19 protein-coding genes and 1 pseudogene are annotated in these 21,234 nt (G+C 63.4%); 17 read left to right on the top strand and 3 right to left on the bottom strand.

All coding sequences use genetic code 11. The features are described from left to right. The first annotated feature begins 32 nt into the window (after window positions 1-32). Window positions 33-872: an HpcH/HpaI aldolase/citrate lyase family protein gene (locus WBF69_RS10350; protein ID WP_424263821.1), complete on the top strand. Its 840-nt coding sequence runs from the start codon at window positions 33-35 to the stop codon at window positions 870-872. Further along, a complete protein-coding gene (locus tag WBF69_RS10345; protein ID WP_424263819.1) occupies window positions 869-1,852 on the top strand; it encodes a thymidylate synthase in 984 nt (327 codons plus the stop codon). Before WBF69_RS10350 ends, WBF69_RS10345 begins: the two co-directional genes overlap by 4 nt. 73 nt (window positions 1,853-1,925) lie before the next feature. Here the strand turns inward: WBF69_RS10345 and WBF69_RS10340 are convergent, their stop codons facing one another. Continuing rightward, window positions 1,926-2,348 (bottom strand): OsmC family protein, encoded by a 423-nt coding sequence (locus tag WBF69_RS10340; protein WP_424263817.1) that lies wholly within the window; start codon window positions 2,346-2,348, stop codon window positions 1,926-1,928. A gap of 205 nt (window positions 2,349-2,553) precedes the next feature. Here WBF69_RS10340 and WBF69_RS10335 point away from each other — a divergent pair, with 205 nt between their 5' ends. From WBF69_RS10335 to coq7, 6 genes are read left to right on the top strand one after another with little or no spacing between them, the layout of a single operon-like run. Next, window positions 2,554-4,227, top strand: coding sequence for a cbb3-type cytochrome c oxidase subunit I (locus WBF69_RS10335; RefSeq protein ID WP_424263815.1), 1,674 nt, complete (start codon window positions 2,554-2,556; stop codon window positions 4,225-4,227). A gap of 2 nt (window positions 4,228-4,229) precedes the next feature. Then, on the top strand, window positions 4,230-4,859 hold the full coding sequence (locus WBF69_RS10330) for a cbb3-type cytochrome c oxidase subunit II (protein ID WP_424263813.1): 630 nt from the start codon (window positions 4,230-4,232) through the stop codon (window positions 4,857-4,859). Then, complete coding sequence (locus tag WBF69_RS10325; RefSeq protein ID WP_424263811.1) at window positions 4,856-5,440, top strand: c-type cytochrome; 585 nt, start codon at window positions 4,856-4,858, stop codon at window positions 5,438-5,440. The genes WBF69_RS10330 and WBF69_RS10325 overlap by 4 nt, the downstream gene beginning before the upstream one ends. A gap of 11 nt (window positions 5,441-5,451) precedes the next feature. Continuing rightward, entirely contained in the window at window positions 5,452-6,093 is a 642-nt protein-coding gene (locus WBF69_RS10320) for an SCO family protein (protein WP_424263809.1), read from the top strand. Then, window positions 6,090-6,740 carry a hypothetical protein gene (locus WBF69_RS10315; protein WP_424263807.1) on the top strand — a complete coding sequence of 217 codons (651 nt, stop codon included), beginning with the start codon at window positions 6,090-6,092 and terminating at the stop codon, window positions 6,738-6,740. Before WBF69_RS10320 ends, WBF69_RS10315 begins: the two co-directional genes overlap by 4 nt. A gap of 9 nt (window positions 6,741-6,749) precedes the next feature. Next, window positions 6,750-7,427, top strand: a complete 678-nt coding sequence (gene coq7, locus WBF69_RS10310; protein WP_424263805.1) for a 2-polyprenyl-3-methyl-6-methoxy-1,4-benzoquinone monooxygenase — start codon at window positions 6,750-6,752, stop codon at window positions 7,425-7,427. A gap of 301 nt (window positions 7,428-7,728) precedes the next feature. Here the strand turns inward: coq7 and gltS are convergent, their stop codons facing one another. Both gltS and WBF69_RS10300 read right to left on the bottom strand, forming a co-directional pair. Continuing rightward, window positions 7,729-8,997, bottom strand: coding sequence for a sodium/glutamate symporter (gene gltS, locus WBF69_RS10305; protein ID WP_424263803.1), 1,269 nt, complete (start codon window positions 8,995-8,997; stop codon window positions 7,729-7,731). 86 nt (window positions 8,998-9,083) lie between these two features. Further along, a complete protein-coding gene (locus WBF69_RS10300; protein WP_424263801.1) occupies window positions 9,084-9,869 on the bottom strand; it encodes an IclR family transcriptional regulator in 786 nt (261 codons plus the stop codon). Window positions 9,870-10,013: 144 nt separating this feature from the next. Here WBF69_RS10300 and gabD point away from each other — a divergent pair, with 144 nt between their 5' ends. The 9 genes and pseudogenes from gabD to WBF69_RS10255 all read left to right on the top strand — a co-directional run bounded on the left by gabD (window position 10,014) and on the right by WBF69_RS10255 (window position 21,227). Further along, window positions 10,014-11,468 carry an NADP-dependent succinate-semialdehyde dehydrogenase gene (gene gabD / locus WBF69_RS10295; protein WP_424263799.1) on the top strand — a complete coding sequence of 485 codons (1,455 nt, stop codon included), beginning with the start codon at window positions 10,014-10,016 and terminating at the stop codon, window positions 11,466-11,468. A 136-nt stretch (window positions 11,469-11,604) separates the two neighbouring features. Beyond that, window positions 11,605-12,747 carry an MraY family glycosyltransferase gene (locus tag WBF69_RS10290; RefSeq protein WP_424263797.1) on the top strand — a complete coding sequence of 381 codons (1,143 nt, stop codon included), beginning with the start codon at window positions 11,605-11,607 and terminating at the stop codon, window positions 12,745-12,747. 57 nt (window positions 12,748-12,804) lie between these two features. Beyond that, the gene (gene tviB, locus WBF69_RS10285) at window positions 12,805-14,079 is read left to right on the top strand and encodes a Vi polysaccharide biosynthesis UDP-N-acetylglucosamine C-6 dehydrogenase TviB (RefSeq protein ID WP_424263795.1); all 1,275 of its coding nucleotides are present in this window, start codon (window positions 12,805-12,807) and stop codon (window positions 14,077-14,079) included. 11 nt (window positions 14,080-14,090) lie between these two features. After that, window positions 14,091-15,116: an NAD-dependent epimerase/dehydratase family protein gene (locus WBF69_RS10280; protein WP_424263793.1), complete on the top strand. Its 1,026-nt coding sequence runs from the start codon at window positions 14,091-14,093 to the stop codon at window positions 15,114-15,116. Continuing rightward, on the top strand, window positions 15,116-16,477 hold the full coding sequence (gene murJ / locus WBF69_RS10275) for a murein biosynthesis integral membrane protein MurJ (RefSeq protein WP_424263949.1): 1,362 nt from the start codon (window positions 15,116-15,118) through the stop codon (window positions 16,475-16,477). Before WBF69_RS10280 ends, murJ begins: the two co-directional genes overlap by 1 nt. Continuing rightward, entirely contained in the window at window positions 16,474-17,601 is a 1,128-nt protein-coding gene (locus WBF69_RS10270) for a glycosyltransferase family 4 protein (protein WP_424263791.1), read from the top strand. The genes murJ and WBF69_RS10270 overlap by 4 nt, the downstream gene beginning before the upstream one ends. Further along, window positions 17,602-18,774, top strand: coding sequence for a glycosyltransferase family 4 protein (locus tag WBF69_RS10265; protein WP_424263789.1), 1,173 nt, complete (start codon window positions 17,602-17,604; stop codon window positions 18,772-18,774). Continuing rightward, window positions 18,771-19,829: pseudogene (locus tag WBF69_RS10260) on the top strand (glycosyltransferase); the annotation flags it as partial. The gene WBF69_RS10265 and the pseudogene WBF69_RS10260, both read left to right, overlap by 4 nt. Window positions 19,830-20,063: 234 nt before the next feature. Continuing rightward, the gene (locus tag WBF69_RS10255; protein ID WP_424263947.1) at window positions 20,064-21,227 is read left to right on the top strand and encodes a glycosyltransferase family 4 protein; all 1,164 of its coding nucleotides are present in this window, start codon (window positions 20,064-20,066) and stop codon (window positions 21,225-21,227) included. Window positions 21,228-21,234: the final 7 nt, after the last annotated feature.

Here is a 21,234-nt window from a genome sequence, read left to right as displayed (position 1 = left end):
GCTTTCATTCGTCAAACAGATAGGGGAATGCCATGCATGACACTTTGATGCGCAGCGCGCTGTTCGTGCCGGCTAGCCGGCCGGACCGCTTTCCCAAGGCCATCGCCAGCGGCGCGGATGCCGTCATCGTTGACCTCGAGGATTCCGTGGCGCCCGACGATAAACCCGTCGCACGGGAAGCGCTGGTCCGTTATGCCGCCGACCATCCCCAAGAGCGTCTGTGGGTGCGAATCAATGACGGCACGACGCCCTGGTTCGACGATGACTTGGCCATGTGCCGACAGCTCTCTGCGGTGGCCGGCATCGTCTTGCCCAAGGCCCAGGCGGCTGAACACGTCTACCGGGTGTCCGGCGCCGGGAAGCCGTTGATCCCGGCTATCGAATCCGCCCAGGGCCTGCGGGTGCTGGACGATATCGCCGGGGCCAATGGCGTCGTGCGCTTGACCTTCGGTATTCTGGATCTGATGGTCGAATTCGGCACCCGACCGCTCACAGAAGGCGCTCAGCGCATCCTGGATCAGGTGCGTTTTCAGATCCTGCAGGCCAGCCGCATGCACGGCCTGGCCGATCCCCTGGATACGATTTACGCCGATTTTTCCGATCCCGAGGGCCAGACGCGGGCTGCCGTGCTGGCTCGCGACATGGGCTTTGGCGGCATGCTCTGCATCCATCCTTCGCAAGTGCCGGTGGCGCACCAGGTGTATCAGCCACTGCCTGAAGAGCTCGATTGGGCTCGGCGCGTAGTCGATCATGCGGACGGCACCGGCGAATACACGTTTCGACTGGATGGCCGCATGGTCGACCTGTCGGTGATCGAACGCGCCCGGCGGGTGCTGGAACGCGGTGAACTGTATCGGGCGCGCGTGGCATGAAGGCATATCTGGATCTGGTGCAGTCGATCTTTGATCAGGGATCCTGGCAGGACAATCGCACGGGGGTGCGCACGCTCAGTCTGCCGGGCGCGTGCCTGCGCTTCGATCTCAGCCAAGGTTTCCCCGCCGTCACGACCAAGCGCTTGGCTTTCAAATCAGCCATCGGCGAGCTGGTCGGGTTTTTGCGCGCCGTGGACAGCGCCGCGGATTTTCGCGCCCTGGGTTGCCGTGTGTGGGATCAGAACGCCAATGAAAATCAGGCCTGGCTGGACAGCCCCTGGCGCGACGGTCCCGATGATCTGGGGCCGGTCTATGGCGTGCAGTGGCGGCAGTGGCCGGCATATAAACTGATCGATCTGGACCAGCCACGCAGCAGTGAACAGATCGCTGCGGCCCTGGCGCTAGGCTATCGGCAGGTCGGCGTGGTCCAGGGCGAACGGGGTGGTTCCCAGGCGTTGCTCTACAAGGCAGTCGATCAGTTGCGGCAATGTCTTGACACCCTGATGCGCGATCCCGGTAGCCGCCGCATGCTGTTTCATGGCTGGAACTGGGCGCAGATCGAGGAAATGGCTTTGCCGCCCTGCCATCTGCTGTATCAGTTTCTGGCTAACCCCGCCACGCGCGAACTATCCCTGTGTCTGTATATTCGCAGCAATGACGTGGGTCTGGGCACGCCCTTCAATCTGACCGAAGGCGCCGCCCTGACGCATCTGGTGGCCCGCTTGACCGGCTACACGCCGCGCTGGTTCACGTATTTCATCGGCGATGCACATATCTACGAGACCCATGTGGACATGCTGCGCGAACAGCTGCGCCGGGATCCTTACCCGGCGCCGCAACTGCGCTTGTCGGACCGTATACCGGCCTATGCCGACACCGGCGTTTATGCGCCGCAGTGGCTGGAACAAGTCGAACCCAGTGATTTCGTGCTGGAAGGCTACCAGCATCACCCGCCGTTGACGGCACCGATGGCGGTGTAGGGCAGTGGGCGGGGCCTGTGTCAGGACACCGCATCCATCCAAAATTAAATGTACGGATTAGTCGAACAGCACACTAGTCGGCGACGACTTCGATGGAATGGGTGATCTCCGCCGTTTTTTCCAGCATGGCGACGGCGGAACAATATTTCGTGTGTGATAGCTCGACTGCGCGTTGCACGGCGGCAAGCGGCAGATCCTTGCCGGTGACACGGAAGGCGAAATGGATCTTGGTGAAGACCTTGGGTTCTGTCTGGGCGCGTTCGGCGCTGAGCTTGACCTGGCAGCCGGTGATGGCATGGCGACCGCGCTTCAGGATCAGCACGACGTCGTAGGCTGCGCAGCCGCCCGCGCCGCTCAGGACGGTTTCCATGGGACGGGCGGCCAGATTCTGCCCGCCGCCGTCAGGGGCGCCGTCCATCGCCAAGACATGGCCGCTGCCGGTGCGTGAAATGAACAGCATGCCGTCCGGGCCTTGCCAGTCTAGGGTGCATTCCATGGTCCGTATCCTTTAGGTGTTTTCCCTGGTTGGGCTGGGGCGATCGCCGAGTGGTAGAGCGGAAACCCTTGCACAAAATGGGGGTTTATCCGTCTTGCTCCGGACCGTAGATTTATCATAGATCAAACTAACGCTACAATCCTGGCTTGCCAAGCGAGTGATTTTATCCCCGCTTGAGCGTCAATTGTCCTTCACTGGAAGCGCTGTGGATACCGTCACCGTATTACTTCTGACCTTTATCATGTCCGTGACCGGACTAGGTATTTTTATCTGGTCCCTGCGACGAAACATGTTCGACGACAACCCCGCTGCGGCTGGGGTGATTTTTTCGACCGGCGAAATCGGCCACGTCGAGGATCCTTCGGCTACGCCTGAGCAGCGGGCCGGCCTGCAGCAGGCCGTGACCGACGGCGGCAAGGCCGTCATCGATCCGTCCCTGGCAGACAAGCTCAAGGCCGAATTGGCCGAACGCATGGAAGCCGACCAGTCGACGGCTTATGTCACGTTCGTCTTTCTGTCCTGTGCCATCGTCTGGCTGGTGTTGGCCTCGACCTTCGGCCTGATCAGCTCGATCAAGCTGCACAACCCTGAATTTCTGACGGAATACGCCTGGCTGACCTTTGGCCGCACGCGCACCCTGCACCTGAATATGGTCGCCTACGGCTGGTGCCCGATGGCTGCGTTCGGGATCGCTACCTGGGTGCTGCCGCGCCTGTTGAAAACCCGTCTGTATGGCGGTCGTTTCGCGCTGCTGGGCTGCATGCTCTGGAATGCCGGTCTGATCGCCGGCCTGGGGTCCATTGCCGTGGGCATCAACGATGGCCTGGAATGGCTGGAAATCCCCTGGCAGGTCAGCATCCTGATCGTGATCGGCGGTTCGTTGATCGCTCTGCCGCTGGTGTTCACGCTGCGCAACCGCAAGGTCGATCACCTGTACGTCTCGATCTGGTACATGGGCGCCGCCCTGTTCTGGTTCCCGGTGTTGTATCTGGTCGGCAAGCTGCCGGCGGTGCACTTCGGCGTCGAACAGGCCACCATGAACTGGTGGTTCGGCCATAACGTGCTGGGCCTGTATTACACGCCGATCGCCCTGGCGTCGGTGTACTACTTCCTGCCGAAAATCATTGGTCGCCCGATCCAGTCCTACAACCTGTCCTTGATCGGTTTCTGGGCCCTGGCCTTCTTTTATGGTCAAGTCGGCGGTCACCACTTGGTGGGTGGCCCGGTGCCGCACTGGCTGGTGTCGCTGTCCATCGTCCAGTCGATGATGATGATCATCCCGGTGCTGGCCTTCTCGGTGAACCAGCATTTGACGATGCGCGGCAACTTCAAGACCATGTACTACTCGCCCACCCTGCGCTTCATCGTGCTGGGCGCCGTCATGTACACGCTCAGTTCCTTCCAGGGTTCCTTCGAGGCCCTGCGCAGCATCAGCCGTGTGGCGCACTTCACGCACTTCACCGTGGCGCACGCTCACCTGGGTCTGTATGCCTTTTTCTCCATCGTCATGTTCGGCGCCATCTATTTCGTGATGCCGCGCGTCATGTCCTGGGAATGGCCGCATCCCAAACTGATCATCGTGCACTTCTGGCTGGTGGTCGTCGGTTTTGCGGTGTATTTCATCACGCTGTCCATCGGTGGCTGGCTGCAAGGCCTGGCCATGTTGGATGCGGCGCGCCCCTTCATGGATTCCGTGCTGGTCACGATTCCCTACCTGGAAGGGCGTTCGCTGGGCGGCACGCTGATGACGCTAGGCCACTTGGTCTTTGCCGTGCACTTCGTGCTGATGGCGCTGCGCTATGGCACGAGCCGCGTGGGTCCCGCCTTGTTGCATAAACGTAAGTCTCAGCCTGAAGTTCAGGCGATTGCAGGTGCCTGATCATGGAAAGCGAATACAAACTTCTCAGCGGGGCGATGGTGACGCTCGCCCTGGCGACCGCAACGCTGGTTGTGATGCCTTATCTCCAACTGTCGGATCTGCAGCCGCCTCCGGACCTGAAGCCCTACACCGAGCAGCAGTTGCGCGGTCGTCAGGTCTATATCGCGATGGGTTGCGTGTATTGCCATTCGCAGCAACCGCGCAGCCAGTCCATGGCGCCTGATTTCCAGCGTGGCTGGGGACGTGCTTCCGTGGCCAACGATTATTACTATGACACCCCGCATTTGCTGGGCACCATGCGTACCGGCCCGGACCTGTTCAATATCGGCGCCCGTCAGCCCAGCGTAGACTGGAACCTGGGACATCTGTATGAACCCAGGGCCTATGTGCCGGGCAGCACCATGCCGGCCTTCCCCTTCCTGTTCAAACTCAAGGACAAGGCCGAACCTGGCGACAAGGTCGTCAATCTGCCGGCCAGCTACGCGCCCTCGGATGGCCGGGTGGTCGTGGCCGGTCCCGATGCCCTGGATCTGGTGGATTATCTGATCGGTCTGAATCATACCTATCCGATCAATCCCGATGCTCAGTTGCCGACGCTACCGGAGCCGCCAGCTGAAGGAGCCGCGAAATGAGCAATAAATACACACAACAGCGCCGCGAGCAGCCGGAACCCAGCGAGGGCAGCCGCCCGATTCCGAAGATCGTTCTGGGCATCATCGGCGTCCTGTTTATCTGGGCTATCTGGCATCTGTACGAGTCGTACTCGCCCATGCCGCCTTCCGTGGGCGATGATCGGGTAGCGGCGGATTTCGCCGTGCCGCTCAAGGCCGATGGCGGGCAGTTGTATACCGCCAACTGCGTGGCCTGTCACCAGGCCAGCGGCGCCGGGGTGCCGGGCGTGTTCCCGCCTCTGTCGAAATCCGAATGGGTGGACGATGCGGATCCTGGCATTATGGTCCGCATCGTGCTGCATGGCATTCATGGCCCGTTGACGGTCGAGGGCGTCAAATACAACGGCGAAATGCCGCACTTCCAGGATAAGTTCTCCGACGAAGAAGTCGCCGCCATCGTCAATCACGTGCGCACCAGCTTCGGCAATTCGGCATCCACCACGGACGCCCAGTTCGTCGCCAAGGTGCGCGCCGACACCAAGGACCAGACCACGCCCTGGAAGGGCGACGAAGACCTGGGTCTGCTGTTGGGAAAGAAATAAGTAGGTAGCGCATGCGGTGGGTGTTGTCCCTGGCGCTTGCTCTGGCGGCGGGTATCGGGGTTCTCTACAGTCTGACGGATGGCTTTACGGTCCTGACGGCCGAAGCCGCCCGCCGTCAGGCGATTGCCGCGCAGCCGCGCGACATACCGATGGCGCAGGTGCTGGACGGCGCCGGTCGTCTGGAAGTCTTGACACACAACCTGCAAGACGATGGCCGGGTGGCCATCGTCAATTTTTTTTACACGCGCTGCATCGCGCTGTGCCTGGCCCAAGGGTCGTTGACCGAGCGCCTGCAACAGGCGATCAAGGCCGAGGGTTTGCAGCAGCAGATACGCCTGATCAGCCTCAGTTTCGATCCCAGGGATCGGGCAGGGGATTTGTCCCGCTATGCCGTCCGCATGGGGGCCGATCCCAGCGTCTGGCAATTCATGACCCTGGCGGATGCGCCGCAGCGTGCCGCCATGCTGGATCTCTTCGGCATCCTGGTCGTGCCGGCGCCGCTGGGAGAATTCGAGCATAACGCGGCGTTTCACATCGTGACGCCGGACGGGCGTCTGGTGCGCATTGTGGACCTGGATGATCCCGGTTGGGCGCTGCAGGCAGCCAAGGCCCTGATGCCGGGACATACAGCGCCGCTTAAGGAAACGCCATGAACCGCCTGCGGATTGCTCCGGCCTGCCTGGCGGCGGCGATGATCTGCTTGGGGGTGGCGCTGGTCTGGCATGATGCCCTGACCGCGCTGATGAGCCTGCACATGGTGGTGCAGATTCCCTTGCTGGTCGCGAGCGGGGTGTTTGCCGAGCGGGCCTGGCACGCGTGGCGGACATCCGCGCCGCATCCTCAGGATACGTCCGTGGCATCCGGGCAAGCCGCGCCGGTCTGGCGACCGACCTCCGGGCGCAGTATCCGCTGGACCTATAACGCTTACGGCATCCCGGGATTGTTGCTGGTCAGTCTGGTGGGGGCGGGGTGGATGATCCCCAAGGCGCTGGACGATGCGCTGGTGGATTGGCGGGTGGCGGTCTTCAAATATCTGGGGCTGCCTCTGTGCGGCTGGCTGTTGAGCGCATCCGTGCGGCGGGCCAATGTGGTGATCAAGCTTTTCTTCCTGGGCAATTTCTGCTGGATGAGCGCCATTGTCGGCATGGCCTATCTGGATATGCCCATCCGCTTGTGCAATGCCTATCTGCAGGACGACCAGGACTGGGCGGGCCGGGGACTGATCGCTCTGGCGATCGTGCTACCCTCGTGCTGGTTGCTGGTAGCGGTGAAGCCGATCTGGCGCTTCTTGAATCGATAGAGGACTCTCATGACCCTGACACATTCCCTGGAATCCACCCGCTGGCGTCGGCGCGCCGGTCCGCTGGACGCCGTGTTGTCGGAAATCGGTCAGGCTTTGCAAGTGCTGGACGGCACGGTGGCCCATGATCGCGCCTATCCGGCAGGGCCGGCCAAGGCGGATGATCCCGTGCTGTCCGACGACGAGGCCCGTCACGCGGCGGGCCTGATGCGGGTGAATCATGTGGGCGAGATCTGCGCGCAGGCCCTGTACCGGGGCCAGGCGCTGGGGTGCCGAGATGGCTCGGTGCGCACCGTGTTGTTGCAAGCCGCCGCCGAGGAAACCGACCATCTGGCGTGGTGCCGCCGGCGCCTGGATGAATTGAAAAGCCGTCCCAGTCTGCTCAATCCCTTGTGGTATGTCGGGGCGTTTGGCCTGGGGTTGGCGGCCAGCCGGGCCGGGGTGCCTTACAACCTGGGCTTCATGGCCGAAACCGAACGCCAAGTCGAAGAACATCTGAACGGGCATCTGGACACCTTGCCGGTGCAAGATGATCGCTCGCGTCAGGTGGTCACGCAGATGCGGGACGACGAGATCGGTCACCGCACCACCGCGGAAAATCATGGCGCCGCCCCCTTGCCGGCCCCGATTCGGGGGGCGATGCGGGTGATGTCGCGCATCATGACCACGACGGCGTACCGGATCTAGCGTGGGTGCGCCGATGCGTGTGGCATATTGGCGCGTTCGGCACCTAGGATTACCCTTGGTTGTTATTAAAAAACAACAAACCTATGGCCGTTATCTATTGACATAAAATTAATCTTGCACCGCAACAAGGGATGGCTATATACTTTGCTTATCGGATGTCGAGATGTGATTGCGGCGGGAAAACCCCTAATCATGGATGGCTCAGGTTCATGACCTTAGCAGCCCGACATGCCCAGGTTGTCTCCTCCACCCTCCTCCTTTGGTGGATTTAGCCCAGGATCTTCGGATCTTGGGCTTTTTTTTATTGCAAAAACGGTATCTGCGTGAACACCTGCAGGACGGTAGCGTTGATCAGATCGACGAAGAAGGCGCCGACCAGCGGCACGATCAGGTAGGCCTTGTACGAAGGGCCAAAACGGTCGGTGATGGCCTGCATATTGGCAATGGCCGTGGGGGTGGCGCCCAGACCAAAGCCGCAGTGGCCCGCGGCGATGACGGCGGCGTCGTAATCCGACCCCATGAAGCGGTACGTGATGTAAGCGGCATAGACCATCATGACGGCGATCTGCGCCGTCAGGATGATGGCAACCGGACCGGCAAGGTCGGACAGTTCCCAGAGGCGCAGGCTGACCAGCGCAATCGCCAGAAACAGCGACAGCGACGTATTCCCGAAGACGTCGATGGCGCGGTCGAACATCTCAAAGTGAAAAACGTGCGTGAGCACATTGCGGATCACCACGCCGCTGCCCAGTGCCCAGATGAAGGTCGGCAGCTCGATGGCCGTACCGCGCGTCCAGTCGCTGAGCAGATCGGCGCTGATCAGGCAGGCGGCAAACATGGCCAGGGTCTCGATCACGGCGTAAGACGTGATCAGGCGCGGTTGGTCGAGCAGCTCGAATGTCAGGCGCTGTTTTTCTGCGTTCTGATCAGCCTGGGCGTGGCGCGGCTGCCCCGAGATCGCGTCGATGTTGCTGCGCGCCTGAACCGGGGGCAGCGGCTGGCGGCGCTGCCTGCGGATCAGGCGGTGGGCGACCGGGCCGCCGATCAGGCCGCCGAACACCAGGCCGAAGGTCGCGGTGGCGATACCCAGTGTCGTGGCGCCGGCGATGCCGTATTTGGCTTCCAGCACCGGCCCCCAGGCGCCTGCCGTCCCGTGGCCGCCGGTGAGGGTGACCGAGCCGACCATCAGGCCGATCAGCGGTTTGAGGCCCAGCAGCGCGGCCAGACCGACACCGATGATGTCTTGTATGACGATAAAGACGGACACCAGCACGAGCAGGATGACGAGCGGTTTGCCGCCTTCTTTCAGGCGAGTGAAGTCCGCGCTCAGGCCGATGGAGGCGAAAAACATCAGCATGAAGGTATTTTGCAGATCGGTGTCGAGCGTCAGCTTCAGGCCGATGGTGGCATTGAGCAGGGTAATGATGAGCGCAGCCAGCAGGCCGCCCGCCACGGGTTCGGGGATATTGAAGGTGGCCAGGAATTTGATGCGAAAGATCAGCCAGTGCCCGACCAGCATCACGACAGCCGCGATGATCAGCGTGTAGTGGCTATTGAGAGTAATTTCCATGGAGACTCCGAATACAGCAGCGCCTGCTTTCATGGGAAAGCAAGGCCAGAGTCGATTTTAACGGGGTCTTGGGGCTGTGCTGCGCCCTAGCGGGCGCGCCAGGACCCCAAGCGCTCGGACAGCCGGCCGGCCAGCTTGCAGATGGCCTGCCCCGCGTGTTCTTCGAGCGCCGGATTGGCTTCCAGGGAGCGGATGCTGACGGCCACGCCCGCCACCGCTTCGGGGTGGTGCGAGTCAAAGACAGGGGCGCCATAGCAGTACATGCCTTCGCGGACTCCTTCGTGGTCCATCGAGTAGCCGCGTTGCCGGGTGGTTTGCAATTCGGCGATCAGCTCATTGGTGTCGCGCACGCCTTTGGCGGTAAAGGGCGTGGGCCAGGCGTAGTCGGGTCTGTCGAACAGTTTGCGGATGCCGGAGTCGGGCAGGGTGCTGAGCATGGCCAGCCCCGTGGCCGTGTAGACCGCGGGCATGCGCATGCCCGCATGAAAGCTCAGTCCCAGGGGGTGTTTGCCGTTGCGGCAGGCGATATAGACGACTTCGGCGCCATCACGCACCGACAGGGTGATGGTTTCTTCCGGCAGCACCCGCATGTCATCCCAGGATGCGAAGAATTCCTGGGTAATGTCCAGTCGCGCCATGAAGGCATTGGCCCACATCATCACATGCGGTCCCAACGTCATCTGGCCGCTATCCAGGCGGGTGATCAGATTCAGTTGTTCCAGCGTGGCGCACAAGCCATGCAGGCTGCTTTTGGGCAGCTGCAGCGTCTTGGCGAGCTGAGCCAGGGTGACGGGACTGCCCGTGCGAGCCAGCAGATCCAGAATGGCGGAGGCGCGGGCGACAGCGGGCGCCGGGATTTTGTCACTGATCATGAAAATACGAGGAGCTGAGGCGGGCGTCGTGGCCGAAGCAGAGGCCATGACGGATTGACGTCCAGCGGGGCGGGCCGCTATGATCTAATCGTTCATTATTACAAACATCGTTCAGTATACAGAACGTTTAATCGGAGTACAAGCATGTTGGCATTGCAAAAACCTGACCTGCTGCGTCAGCAGGCCTATATCAATGGTCGCTGGTGCGATGCGGATTCCGCCGAGACCATTTCCGTCAGCAATCCCGCTACGGGCGAGATCCTGGGGTCGGTGCCTTGTATGGGCGTGGCCGAAACCCGCCGGGCCATCGAAGGCGCCCAGGCGGCTTGGGGGCAGTGGCGTGCCATGACGGCCAAAGAACGCGCGCTCATCTTGCGGCGCTGGTTCGATCTGATGATCGTCCATGCCCAGGATCTGGCTTTGATCATGACCGCCGAACAGGGCAAGCCCCTGGCGGAAGCCAAAGGCGAAATCGCCTATGGGGCCGCCTTTCTGGAATGGTTCGCCGAAGAAGGCAAGCGCGCTTATGGGGATGTGATTCCGACATTCGCCAAAGACCGCCGCGTGCTCGTCACCAAGGAACCGATCGGGGTGTGCGCCGCCATCACGCCTTGGAATTTCCCCTCGTCCATGATCACCCGCAAGGCCGGCGCCGCGCTGGCCGCCGGTTGCCCGCTGGTCGTCAAACCGGCAGAGCAGACGCCTTTTTCGGCACTGGCGCTGGCCGTGCTGGCCGAAGAGGCCGGGGTGCCGGCGGGCGTGTTTTCCATTGTGACGGGCGATGCCGTGGCCATCGGTGGCGAGATGACATCCAGCGATCTGGTACGCAAGGTGTCCTTTACCGGTTCGACCGAAGTCGGTCGCCTGCTGATGAAACAGTGCGCCCCCTCGATCAAGAAACTGTCCCTGGAGCTGGGCGGCAATGCGCCTTTCATCGTGTTCGACGACGCTGACCTGGATGCCGCGGTCGAGGGCGCCGTCGCCAGCAAATACCGCAATGCCGGGCAGACCTGCGTATGCACCAACCGCTTCTATATACAAGATTCCGTTTATGACGCATTCAGCCAGAAACTGGTGCAGGCGGTCGGCAAGCTGCGGGTGGGCAATGGGGCGGAAGAAGGCGTCACCCAAGGGCCGCTGATCGATGCCGATGCCGTCGCCAAGGTCAAGGAACACATCGCGGATGCCGTGGCCCACGGGGGGCGCATCCTGACGGGCGGGCAGCCTCACGAACTGGGGCAGACGTTTTTTCAGCCTACGGTGCTGGCCGATGCGCTGCCTACCATGAGACTTGCCCGGGAAGAGACCTTCGGCCCGTTGGCGCCGCTATTCCGCTTCACCGACGAGGCGGACGTCATTCGCATGGCGAACGATACGGAATACGGCCTGGCTGCCTATTTCTACAGCCGTGATATCGGTCGGGTGTGGCGTGTCGCCGAGGCTCTGGAATACGGCATGGTGGGCGTCAACAGTGGTCTGATCTCCAACGAGGCAGTGCCGTTCGGCGGCGTCAAACAGTCCGGTCTGGGCCGCGAAGGCTCGCACTACGGGCTGGATGATTATTTGGTCGTCAAGTATCTGTGCATGGCGATTGCCTGACGCGAAATGACCCAGGGCGGGGCAGCATCGGGCGGCGGCGGGCCCGTCCGATGCTTTTGTTGCATGTGTATCGTTGTCACAACCGCACAGGTTACAAATATCGCCGATAATCTCGTTTTGTCTATTCGGGATTGCCTTGAACGCCTCCAGTTTGTCCGCTTCGCTCAGCTGGCCTTTGATCGGGATCGTGGCTTTCTTGGTGGGTGGGTTGATCGTCGTCTCTGAACGCTGGCATGGCCGCTACACCGGGGATACCGATCTGCACAAACCCCAAGCCATGCACAAGCGCGCCGCCCCTCGGGTGGGCGGTTTGGCCGTGGTGGCGGGCAGTCTGGCCGGCCTCCTGGTGCTGGGGCCGCGCAATATGACCCTGACCTGGTTGTGGCCGGCGCTGTTCGTCGCGGCGATGCCGGTGTTCGTGGCGGGCTTGCTGGAAGACATCACCAAGGAAATCGGCTCCGGAAAACGCTTGCTGGCGGCCTTCATTTCAGCGGGCATCGCCTGGTGGCTGCTGGGCGGTGTGTCGCGCGTGGGCCTGTCCTGGGCGGACACGATCCTGTCCAACTGGCCGATCGTTTCCTTGCTGTTCACGATGGTGGCGGTCGGCGGCTGCACCCATGCCTTGAACATTGTGGACGGCATGAACGGGCTGGCGGGCATGATCGCCACCCTGATGGCGGTGTCGCTGGCGCTGGTCGCCCTGCAGGTGCAGGACATCCCCATTTTCCTGATTGCCACGGCGCTGGCCGCAGCCACCCTGGGTTTCCTGGTCTGGAATTTTCCATTCGGGCGGGTATTCCTGGGTGACGGCGGGGCGTATTTCCTGGGCTTCATGCTGGCCGAACTGGCGGTGCAGCTGGTGGTGCGTAATCCTGGGGTGTCGCCCTTCTATGCGCTGGCCGTGCTGTTCTATCCTGTCTTCGAAACGCTGTTTTCCATCTGGCGGCGCAAGTTCAAACGTGGTGTGCCGGTGGACCAGCCCGACGCACTGCATCTGCATCAATTAGTGTTCCGACGCCTGGTCCGGGTGACCTTCAGCCGTGATCGCCGTCATACCCTGCCGGCCCTGTGCAACGCCATGACATCGCCCTATCTATGGGTGTTGGCCTTGATCGGGCTGGTGCCTGCCACCCTGTGGTGGGACAACGCCTGGATCCTGTGCTTCAGCATGGGTGTGTTCGCCGGTGTTTACATCTGGCTGTACATTCGCTTGGCGACCTGGCGACGCCCGCGCTGGCTGCTGCTGCCGTCCTTAGGGCGGCGCGAACGGCGTGATTAAATCCCTTCTTTTATTACTAGTTTCGATCAATACGGCAAAGAAGCCGGGGAGAATTTCATGAACATTCAGGACGTCCGTCTGGCCGTTGTTGGCCTGGGTTATGTGGGTCTGCCGTTGGCGGTCGAATTCGGCAAGCAACGTGACGTGCTGGGGTTTGACATCAATGCCAAGCGCATCGATGAACTGCGCGCCGGGCGTGATCACACCCTGGAAGTCTCGGGGCCGGAATTGGCCGAAGCCCGGCATCTGCGCTATTCCAGCGACCCGGCGGAACTGGCCTCGGCCAATGTGTACATCGTCACGGTGCCTACGCCGATCGACCAGTACAAACAACCTGACCTGACCCCGCTGGAACGCGCCAGCGAAACCATTGGCCGCATCCTGAAGCGCGGCGATATCGTGATCTACGAATCGACCGTGTATCCGGGGGCGACCGAAGAGGTCTGCGTGCCGGTGCTGGAACAGACATCCGGCTTGAAGTTCAACGTCGATTTTTACGCTGGCTACAGCCCGGAACGCATCAACCCGGGCGACAAGCAGCATCGCGTGTCCACCATCCGCAAGGTGACCTCGGGGTCGACGCCGGAGATCGCCGAGCTGGTCGACGCCATCTATCGCCAGATCATCACGGCGGGCACCCACAAGGCCGCGTCCATCAAGGTCGCGGAAGCCGCCAAAGTCATCGAGAACACCCAGCGCGACGTGAACATCGCCCTGATCAACGAACTGGCCCTGATCTTCAATCGCCTGGGTATCGATACGCTGGATGTCTTGCAGGCGGCGGGCACCAAATGGAATTTCCTGCCCTTTCGCCCGGGCCTGGTGGGCGGCCACTGCATCGGCGTGGATCCGTACTACCTGACGCATAAGGCGCAGTCCATCGGCTACCACCCGGAAATCATCCTGGCGGGCCGCCGCCTGAACGATTCCATGGGCGGCTATGTGGTGTCGCAACTGATCAAGGCCATGACGAAGAGCCGCATTCAGGTGCAGGGTTCGCACGTGCTGGTCATGGGGCTGACCTTCAAGGAAAACTGCCCGGACCTGCGCAACACCCGTGTGGTGGACATCGTGCGCGAACTGGGCGAATACAACATCGATGTGGACGTGTACGATCCCTGGGTGGACCCTGCCGCCGCACAGTATGAATATGGCATCACGCCAGTGTCCAAACCCACGCCCGCCGCCTATGACGGCATTATCCTGGCGGTGGCCCATGACCAGTTCGCGGCCATGGGCGCTGCCGCGCTGCGGGCGCTGGGGAAACCGGAACACGTGCTGTATGACCTGAAATACGTGCTGAACGCCGACGAATCCGATCTGCGTCTATAAGGTGTGATGTGATGAGTACTCATTTCCAGACTCTGCAGGCGGATCTTCAGGCGCATCCCCGTACCTGGCTGGTCACGGGCTGCGCCGGCTTCATCGGTTCGAACCTGCTGGAGGCCTTGCTGAAGCTGGATCAGACCGTGGTCGGGCTGGACAACTTTTCTACCGGCTATCAACACAATCTGGACGAAGTGCAGTCCCAGGTGTCGGCAGGGCAGTGGGCGCGCTTTCGCTTCATCGAAGGCGACATCCGCGACCTGGACACCTGCCGCAAGGCGGTGGACGGTGTGCAGCACGTGCTGCACCAGGCCGCGCTGGGTTCGGTCCCCCGGTCGCTGAAAGACCCGCTGACCACCAATGCAGTCAACGTCGGCGGCCAGCTCAATATGCTGGTCGCGGCCCGCGACGCGCAGGTGCAGTCCTTCGTCTATGCGGCGTCCAGCTCCACCTATGGCGATCATCCCGGCCTGCCCAAGGTCGAAGACCGTATCGGCAAGCCGCTGTCCCCCTACGCGGTGACGAAGTTCGTCAATGAACTGTATGCCGACGTCTTTGCCCGTGCCTACGAGTTCCAGACGGTAGGTCTGCGGTATTTCAATGTTTTCGGCCGACGTCAGGACCCGGATGGCGCCTATGCCGCCGTGATCCCGAAATGGGTGTCCGCCATGATCCGCGATCAGGATGTCGTCATCAACGGTGACGGCGAGACCAGCCGCGATTTCTGCTACATCGACAATGTCGTGCAGGCCAATCTGCTGGCGTCGGTAGCGCAGGGCGAGGGCGTCAACCAGGTCTATAACGTGGCCTTCAATGCCCGCACCAGCCTGAACCAGCTGTTCGCCTACTTGCGCGATATTCTGGGGCGCAACGGCGTGACCTACGGGCGCGATCCGCGTTATGGCGATTTCCGCGCCGGCGACGTGCGTCATTCCCAGGCGGATGTCGCCAAGGCGCGCACTCTGCTGGGTTACGAACCGCAGTTCGACATCCTGGGTGGCCTGGAGATCGCAATGCCCTGGTACATCCAGTTCTTGCGTTGATTGCCTTCCTGAGGCGCCGTCTGGCGACCCTGCACGCCGATCATCGACGGATCGCCCTGGGGGCCTCCCGGGTGGCTTTTTTCTTGCTGATGGGCAAGGCGGTCGGGGCATTCAAGGAAATGGCCGTCGCCTACCGCTATGGCATCAGCGATGTGGTGGACGCGTATCAGTTCACCTTGACCCTGGCGAATTGGCTGCCCGTCACCCTGGTGGGGGCCTGTTCGGTCGTGCTGATTCCGGCGCTGGTGCGCAGCCGCCAGGGCGAGGCGCGTTTGCATGGTCGTTTTCTGGGCGAATTGCTGGCCTGGACGCTGGGTCTGGGCGTCGCGATCGCCTTGTTGCTGGTGTTTGTCTGGCCTGTGGTGTTGCAAGTGGCCGGTCAGGGCCTGTCTGCGACGGTGCAGGACATGAGCCGCCTGCTGATTCTGGGATTCGCGCCCGCGGCGCTGTTCACCGTCTGGACGGGGTTGAGCGCGGCGCGGCTGCGGGCGCACGAGCGGCACATCAATACCCTGTTGGACAGTGTGCCGGCGCTGATGATTCTGATCTGGGTGCTGGCCGCCCCTGCCGGCGCCGGGGTGATGCCGCTGCTGTGGGGGACGGTGCTGGGGTATGCCCTGCAGTCGTTCTGGCAGGCGCGGCTGGCGCGGCGGGCCGATGGCGTGCCGGCCCAACTGCGGCTGAGCCGCCGGGCGCCGCAATGGTCCAGTCTGGCGGCGGCTGCCGGCATCATGCTGGTGGGGCAGCTGGCCATGAGTTTCGTTGGCCCCATTGATCAGTACACGGCGGCGCAGCTGGGCCAGAATGCCAATGCTACCCTGGGCTATGCGGCTCGTTTGTTATCCCTGATGATCGGTCTGGGCGCGGCATCGGTCGGTCGGGCGGCTTTGCCGGTATTGGCCGACGTCCAGAGCCGGGGCGATGCCGCCCATGCGCGGGCGATGGCGTTGAAATGGTCGGGCGCCATGCTGGGGCTGGGGGCCGTCGCGGTGTTGTTGGGCTGGTGGCTGGCGCCTTGGATTGTGTCGCTGCTGTTCGAACGCGGCGCTTTCACCGCGCAGAATACGGTGGCGGTGGCGCAGGTGCTGCGCTGGGGCCTGCTGCAGTTGCCCTTCTTTTTCGGTGTGCTGATTCTGGTGCAGCTGTTGGCCAGTCAGAATCGCTATGGTTGGATGGCGGCGATTGCCGTGCTGAATTTTTTGATCAAGGCAGGCATGAATGCCGTGCTGGCCCCCCGCATGGGGGTCGAGGGCATCATGTTGGCGACCAGTCTGATGTATGCCCTGTCGTATGCGGCGTATCTTGTCCTGGCCTTGCGCAGGCCGCCGGACCAGCGGCCTGGCCAGGAAGTGAACGGATGATGGAAACCCCTACGGATCTGATGATTGTGATTCATTCCCTGCGCGGCGGAGGCGCAGAACGGGTGGCGGTCGATATGGCGGCCTACTGGCAGTCGCGTGGCTGCCGGGTGGATCTTGTGACGCAGACCGCAGCGGATCAGGACGCCTATCCCATGCCGCCGGGGGTCGAGCGTCATGCGCTGGGTCTGGCCGCCGACAGCGCCGGCCCGCTGGGCGCGCTTTGGGGCAATGTCCGGCGGTTCTGGGCGTTGCGACGGCTGGTGCGCCGACAGCGTCCCAAGGTTGTCCTGGGCATGATGACGCGCGGCTCCGTCCTGGGGGTGTTGGCGGCCTGGGGCGTCGGCAGCCGGGTGATCGCGACGGAACACACGCATCCGCCCACCTTGCCCCTGCCGGTCACCTGGCAGCGCCTGCGCCGCTGGACGTATGCGCGCGCCGACGCCGTCATCGCCCTGACGCGGGGGACGGCGCAATGGCTGGACGAAGAAATCCCCGGCGTGCGCGCCCAGGTGATTCCCAACGCCGTGCACTGGCCGCTGGCCGATGAAGAGCCCAGACTGCCGCCCCCCGGCGTGCCGGGCCGGCGGCGGCTGCTGGCCGTGGGCCGCCTGCATCCAGTCAAAGGTTTTGATTGTCTGCTGCGGGCTTTTGCGGATTTGACCCTGATGTGCGATGACTGGGATTTGACCATTCTGGGCGAAGGCCCCGAACGGGCTGCTCTGGAATCCTTGCGCGACGAATTGGGCCTGCAGGATCGGGTCAGTTTGCCGGGCCGGGTCGGCAATATGGCCGCCTGGTACCAGGCATCGGATCTGTACGTGCTCAGTTCCCAGGCCGAAGGCCTGTCCAACACCCTGCTGGAAGCCATGGCCAGCGGCCTGCCTTGCGTGGCCTTCGATTGCGAGAACGGCCCGCGTGAAATCATTCGCGAGGGCATCGACGGCGTGCTGGTGCGCCCGGTGCAGGATCCGCAGGCGCTGGCCGCGCAGTTATGCGCGCTGATGCGGGATGCGGATCTGCGCGCGCAGTATGCCGGTCGGGCGACGGATGTGCGGGACCGCTTCAGCACGGCGCGCATCATGGCCCTGTGGGAACAGGTCTTTCAAGGGCGGGAGGGCGGCTGAATGCGCATCCTGTTCCTGGTCAGTTCGATGCATGGCGGCGGCGCGGAACGGGTCGCGGCGACCCTGGCCAATGCCTGGTCGCGGCGCGGTGACGAGGTCACGCTGGTGTGCTGCTATTCGGGCAGGGGAAGCTGCCTGCAGCACCTGGATCCGGGCGTGAAACTGCTGTGGTTGGCGGACCGGCTGTGTGGACCCGCCTGGCTGCGACCTCTTGCCAAGATCCTGGCCTTGCGGAAACTGGCGCGCGAGCTGCAGCCGGATCGCGTGCTGTCCTTTTTGACGAACGTGAATGTCACCGCCTTGCTGGCCACCAGGGGGCTGGGTCTGCCGGTGGTGGTCAGCGAACGCACCGACCCCGCGCACAGCGTGAACCTGGAACCGGTCTTGCGTTGGCTGCGCCGCTGGACCTATCCCTGGGCGCATCGGGTCGTGGTGCAGACGCAGCAGAGCATCCCGCATTTGCAGCAGGTGGCGCCCGGCGTCAGCCGGATCGTTGCGATTCCAAATCCCTTGCCCGATGGGCTGCCTGAGCCGCGCCTGGCGGAACCAGCCGAGGGGCGGCGACGCCTGATGGCGCTGGGGCGCTTTAATCCGGTCAAGCAGTTCGACCGCTTGATCGAGGTCTTCGCCGGCCTGGCCGATAGCTGCCCGGATTGGGACCTGTGGATCTGGGGCGATGGCGCCCAGCGAGCGGCCTGTTTGCAGCGCGTCGCGGCGCTGGGGCTGACGGACCGGATCCATCTGCCGGGTTTCAGTCAGACGCCGTGGACGGATCTGGCGACGGGCCACGGCTTCGTCCTGAATTCGCGGGTCGAGGGTTTTCCCAACGCCTTGCTGGAAGCGATGGCCCTGGGCCTGCCTTGCGTCGCGGTGGACTGCCCGTCTGGGCCGTCCGAATTGACGCAGGCAGGACAGGTGGCGACACTGGTGCCTTTGGGCGATGAGGCGGCGCTGGCTCAGGCTTTGCAGCGATTGATGCAGGCATCCCCCTCGGATCGGGAAACCTGGGGACGGACAGCGGCTGCCTCGGTGCGCGCCCGGTATGGCCTGGATGCTGTCGTGCAGGCCTGGCATGAGTCCGGATACGGCGCAGTCCCTGCGGACTGCAGTGTGCCTGACGAATCCGAACCGCTTGCAAGCGGTGAGGCGGGCGAGCAGGACACCGGAAGATGAGGAACATGGAAGACACTGCAATGAAGACCAGCCCGGCGTCCGCACCGTCGGCGCAAGAGCCCCTGAGGGTGATGCACATTATTTCCGGCCTGCTGCATGGCGGCGCGGAAACCGTGCTGTTGCGTCTGGCGACGACCCCTGGCATGCAGGTGCGCCACACCGTGGTGTCCATGCGCGGCGAGGGCGTGTTGGGGGCCTCGCTGCGGGAAGCAGGGGTCGAAGTCATTTCCCTGGACATGCAGGGGGCCAAAGGCTCGCTGCGCGGTTTGTGGCGCTTGTATCGTTTGCTGCGCGACCGGCGGCCCGACGTCGTCCAGACCTGGATGTATCACGCCGATCTGATCGGCGGGGTGCTGGCCCGTCTGGCCGGGATCCGCGCGGTGTCCTGGGGGGTGCGCAATTCGGGGGTCAGCCTGGCTGAAAGCAGCCGCTCGTCGCGTCTGACCGCCTGGTTTTGCGCCAGGGTCTCTGGCTGGGTGCCGGGCGTCATCGTGGCGTGCGCGCAGCGCGCCGCCCAGGTACATCGCGACTGGGGCTATCGCGCCGATCGCGTGCTGGTGATTCCCAATGGCTATGACCTGTCCGTCTGGCATCCCGACGAAACGGCGCGCCAGGCCTGGCGCGCGCAGTGGCAGGTGCCGCAAGACGCGGTCCTGCTGGGCTGCGTCGCCCGTTGGAATCCGCTGAAGGACCATGCCAATCTATTGGCCGCCCTGGCCTTGTGCGTGCGGGAACACCCCGCCTTGCGCTGCGTTCTGATCGGTCTGGGCATGTCGCGGGACAATGCCGCCTTGATCGATCAGGCGCGTCACTATGGGCTGCTGGATCATCTGATCTTCCTGGGGCGACGGGATGATGTGCCCGCCCTGATGCCGGCCTTGGATATCCATGTGCTGTCCAGCAAGGCCGAGGGCTTTCCCAATGTGGTGTCCGAAGCCATGGCGGCAGGCGTGGCCTGTGCCGTCACGGATGTGGGCGATGCCGCCGAGATCGTCGGCGAATATGGCTGGGTGGCGGCGCCTCAGGACGCAGCCGCCTTGGCAGGAGCCATCGACCAGGCCATCGCCGCCGTCGGCAGCCCATCCTGGCCGCAGCGCCGCGAGCAGGCCCGGGAATCCGTGGCCCGCCGCTACAGCTTGCAGACGATGGCGGATCGCTATGAAACGGTCTGGCGCCGATTGGCGGCGGACTTCCCGACTCCGCTTGGGCGCGGGCCGGGGGCCGGACATTCCGCCTCTGCGCTGCACGAGGCAGGTGGTGCGGTAGAGGCGGCGGTCGTCGCCGGTCGTGTGCCGCCGGCGCGTCCGCGCCTGTTGTTCTTCATCACCAATCCGGCCTTTCTGGTGTCCCATCGCCTGCCGGTCGCGGTGGCGGCGCGGGATGCCGGCTACGAGGTGCATGTGGCCTCCATGGGGGGGCCTGCGGTCGCAGAACTGGAAGCGCTGGGATTCATCCATCACTGTCTGCCCTTGTCACGCACCAGCATGCGGCCCTGGACCGAGGCGCGCAGCCTTTGGGCCATCTGGCGATTGTTCCGCCGGGTGCGGCCCGATCTGGTGCATGCCGTGACGCTGAAATCCGTGCTGTACGGGGGAATCGCCAGTCGTCTGGCCGGCGTGCCTGCGTATGTGGCGGCCATTTCCGGCCTGGGCTATGTCTTTATCCAGGGCGCGGGCGCGCGTGGCATGCTGAAGCGCTTGGCCCTGATTCTGTACCGTCTGGCGCTGGGTCATGCCAATAGCCGGGTGCTCTTCCAGAATCCCTCGGACCGTGACGTGCTGGTGCAGGCCGGCGCGGTGCGGCCCGAGCAGGTTGTGATGGTGCGCGGCTCAGGGGTGGATCTGGATCGTTACGCGCCGGCCCCCTGGCCTGATGGTCCGGTGACGGTCGCCATGGCCAGCCGTCTGCTGCGCGACAAGGGGGTGTTCGAGTTCGTCGAAGCCGCTCGCCTGTCGGCGGCGCGCGGCGAGGCCGTACGCTGGCGCCTGGCGGGCAGTCTGGATCTGGAAAATCCCGCATCGGTCCAGGCCGCCGAATTGCAAGCCTGGCAGACTGAAGGCGTGGTCGATTATGTGGGGGAATGCGCCGATGTGGCGGATTTCTATGCCCGGGCGCATCTGGTAGCGCTGCCGTCGTACCGCGAGGGCCTGCCCAAATCCCTGATCGAGGCGGCGGCCTGCGGTCGCCCGGTCGTCACGACGGACGTTCCGGGATGCCGGGACGTCGTCGAACCAGACGTCAGTGGCCTGCTGGTTCCCGTCAAGGACGCGCCGGCGCTGGCCGATGCCGTTGGTCGCTTGGCGGCGGATGCGGATCTACGGGAACGCATGGGCGCGGCGGGTCGCGCCCTGGCTGAGCGCGATTTCGGCCTGCCCGGCATTGTGCAGGCGCATCTGGCGGTGTACGCCGACTTGTTACCGTCGGGACAGGGTGGTTCGGCGCGAAGCGCCTGATGCAGGC

The organism is Castellaniella sp., assembly GCF_049673105.1.
Classification (GTDB): Bacteria; Pseudomonadota; Gammaproteobacteria; order Burkholderiales; family Burkholderiaceae_B; genus Castellaniella.
This window is presented reverse-complemented; position numbering and strand designations above follow the sequence as displayed.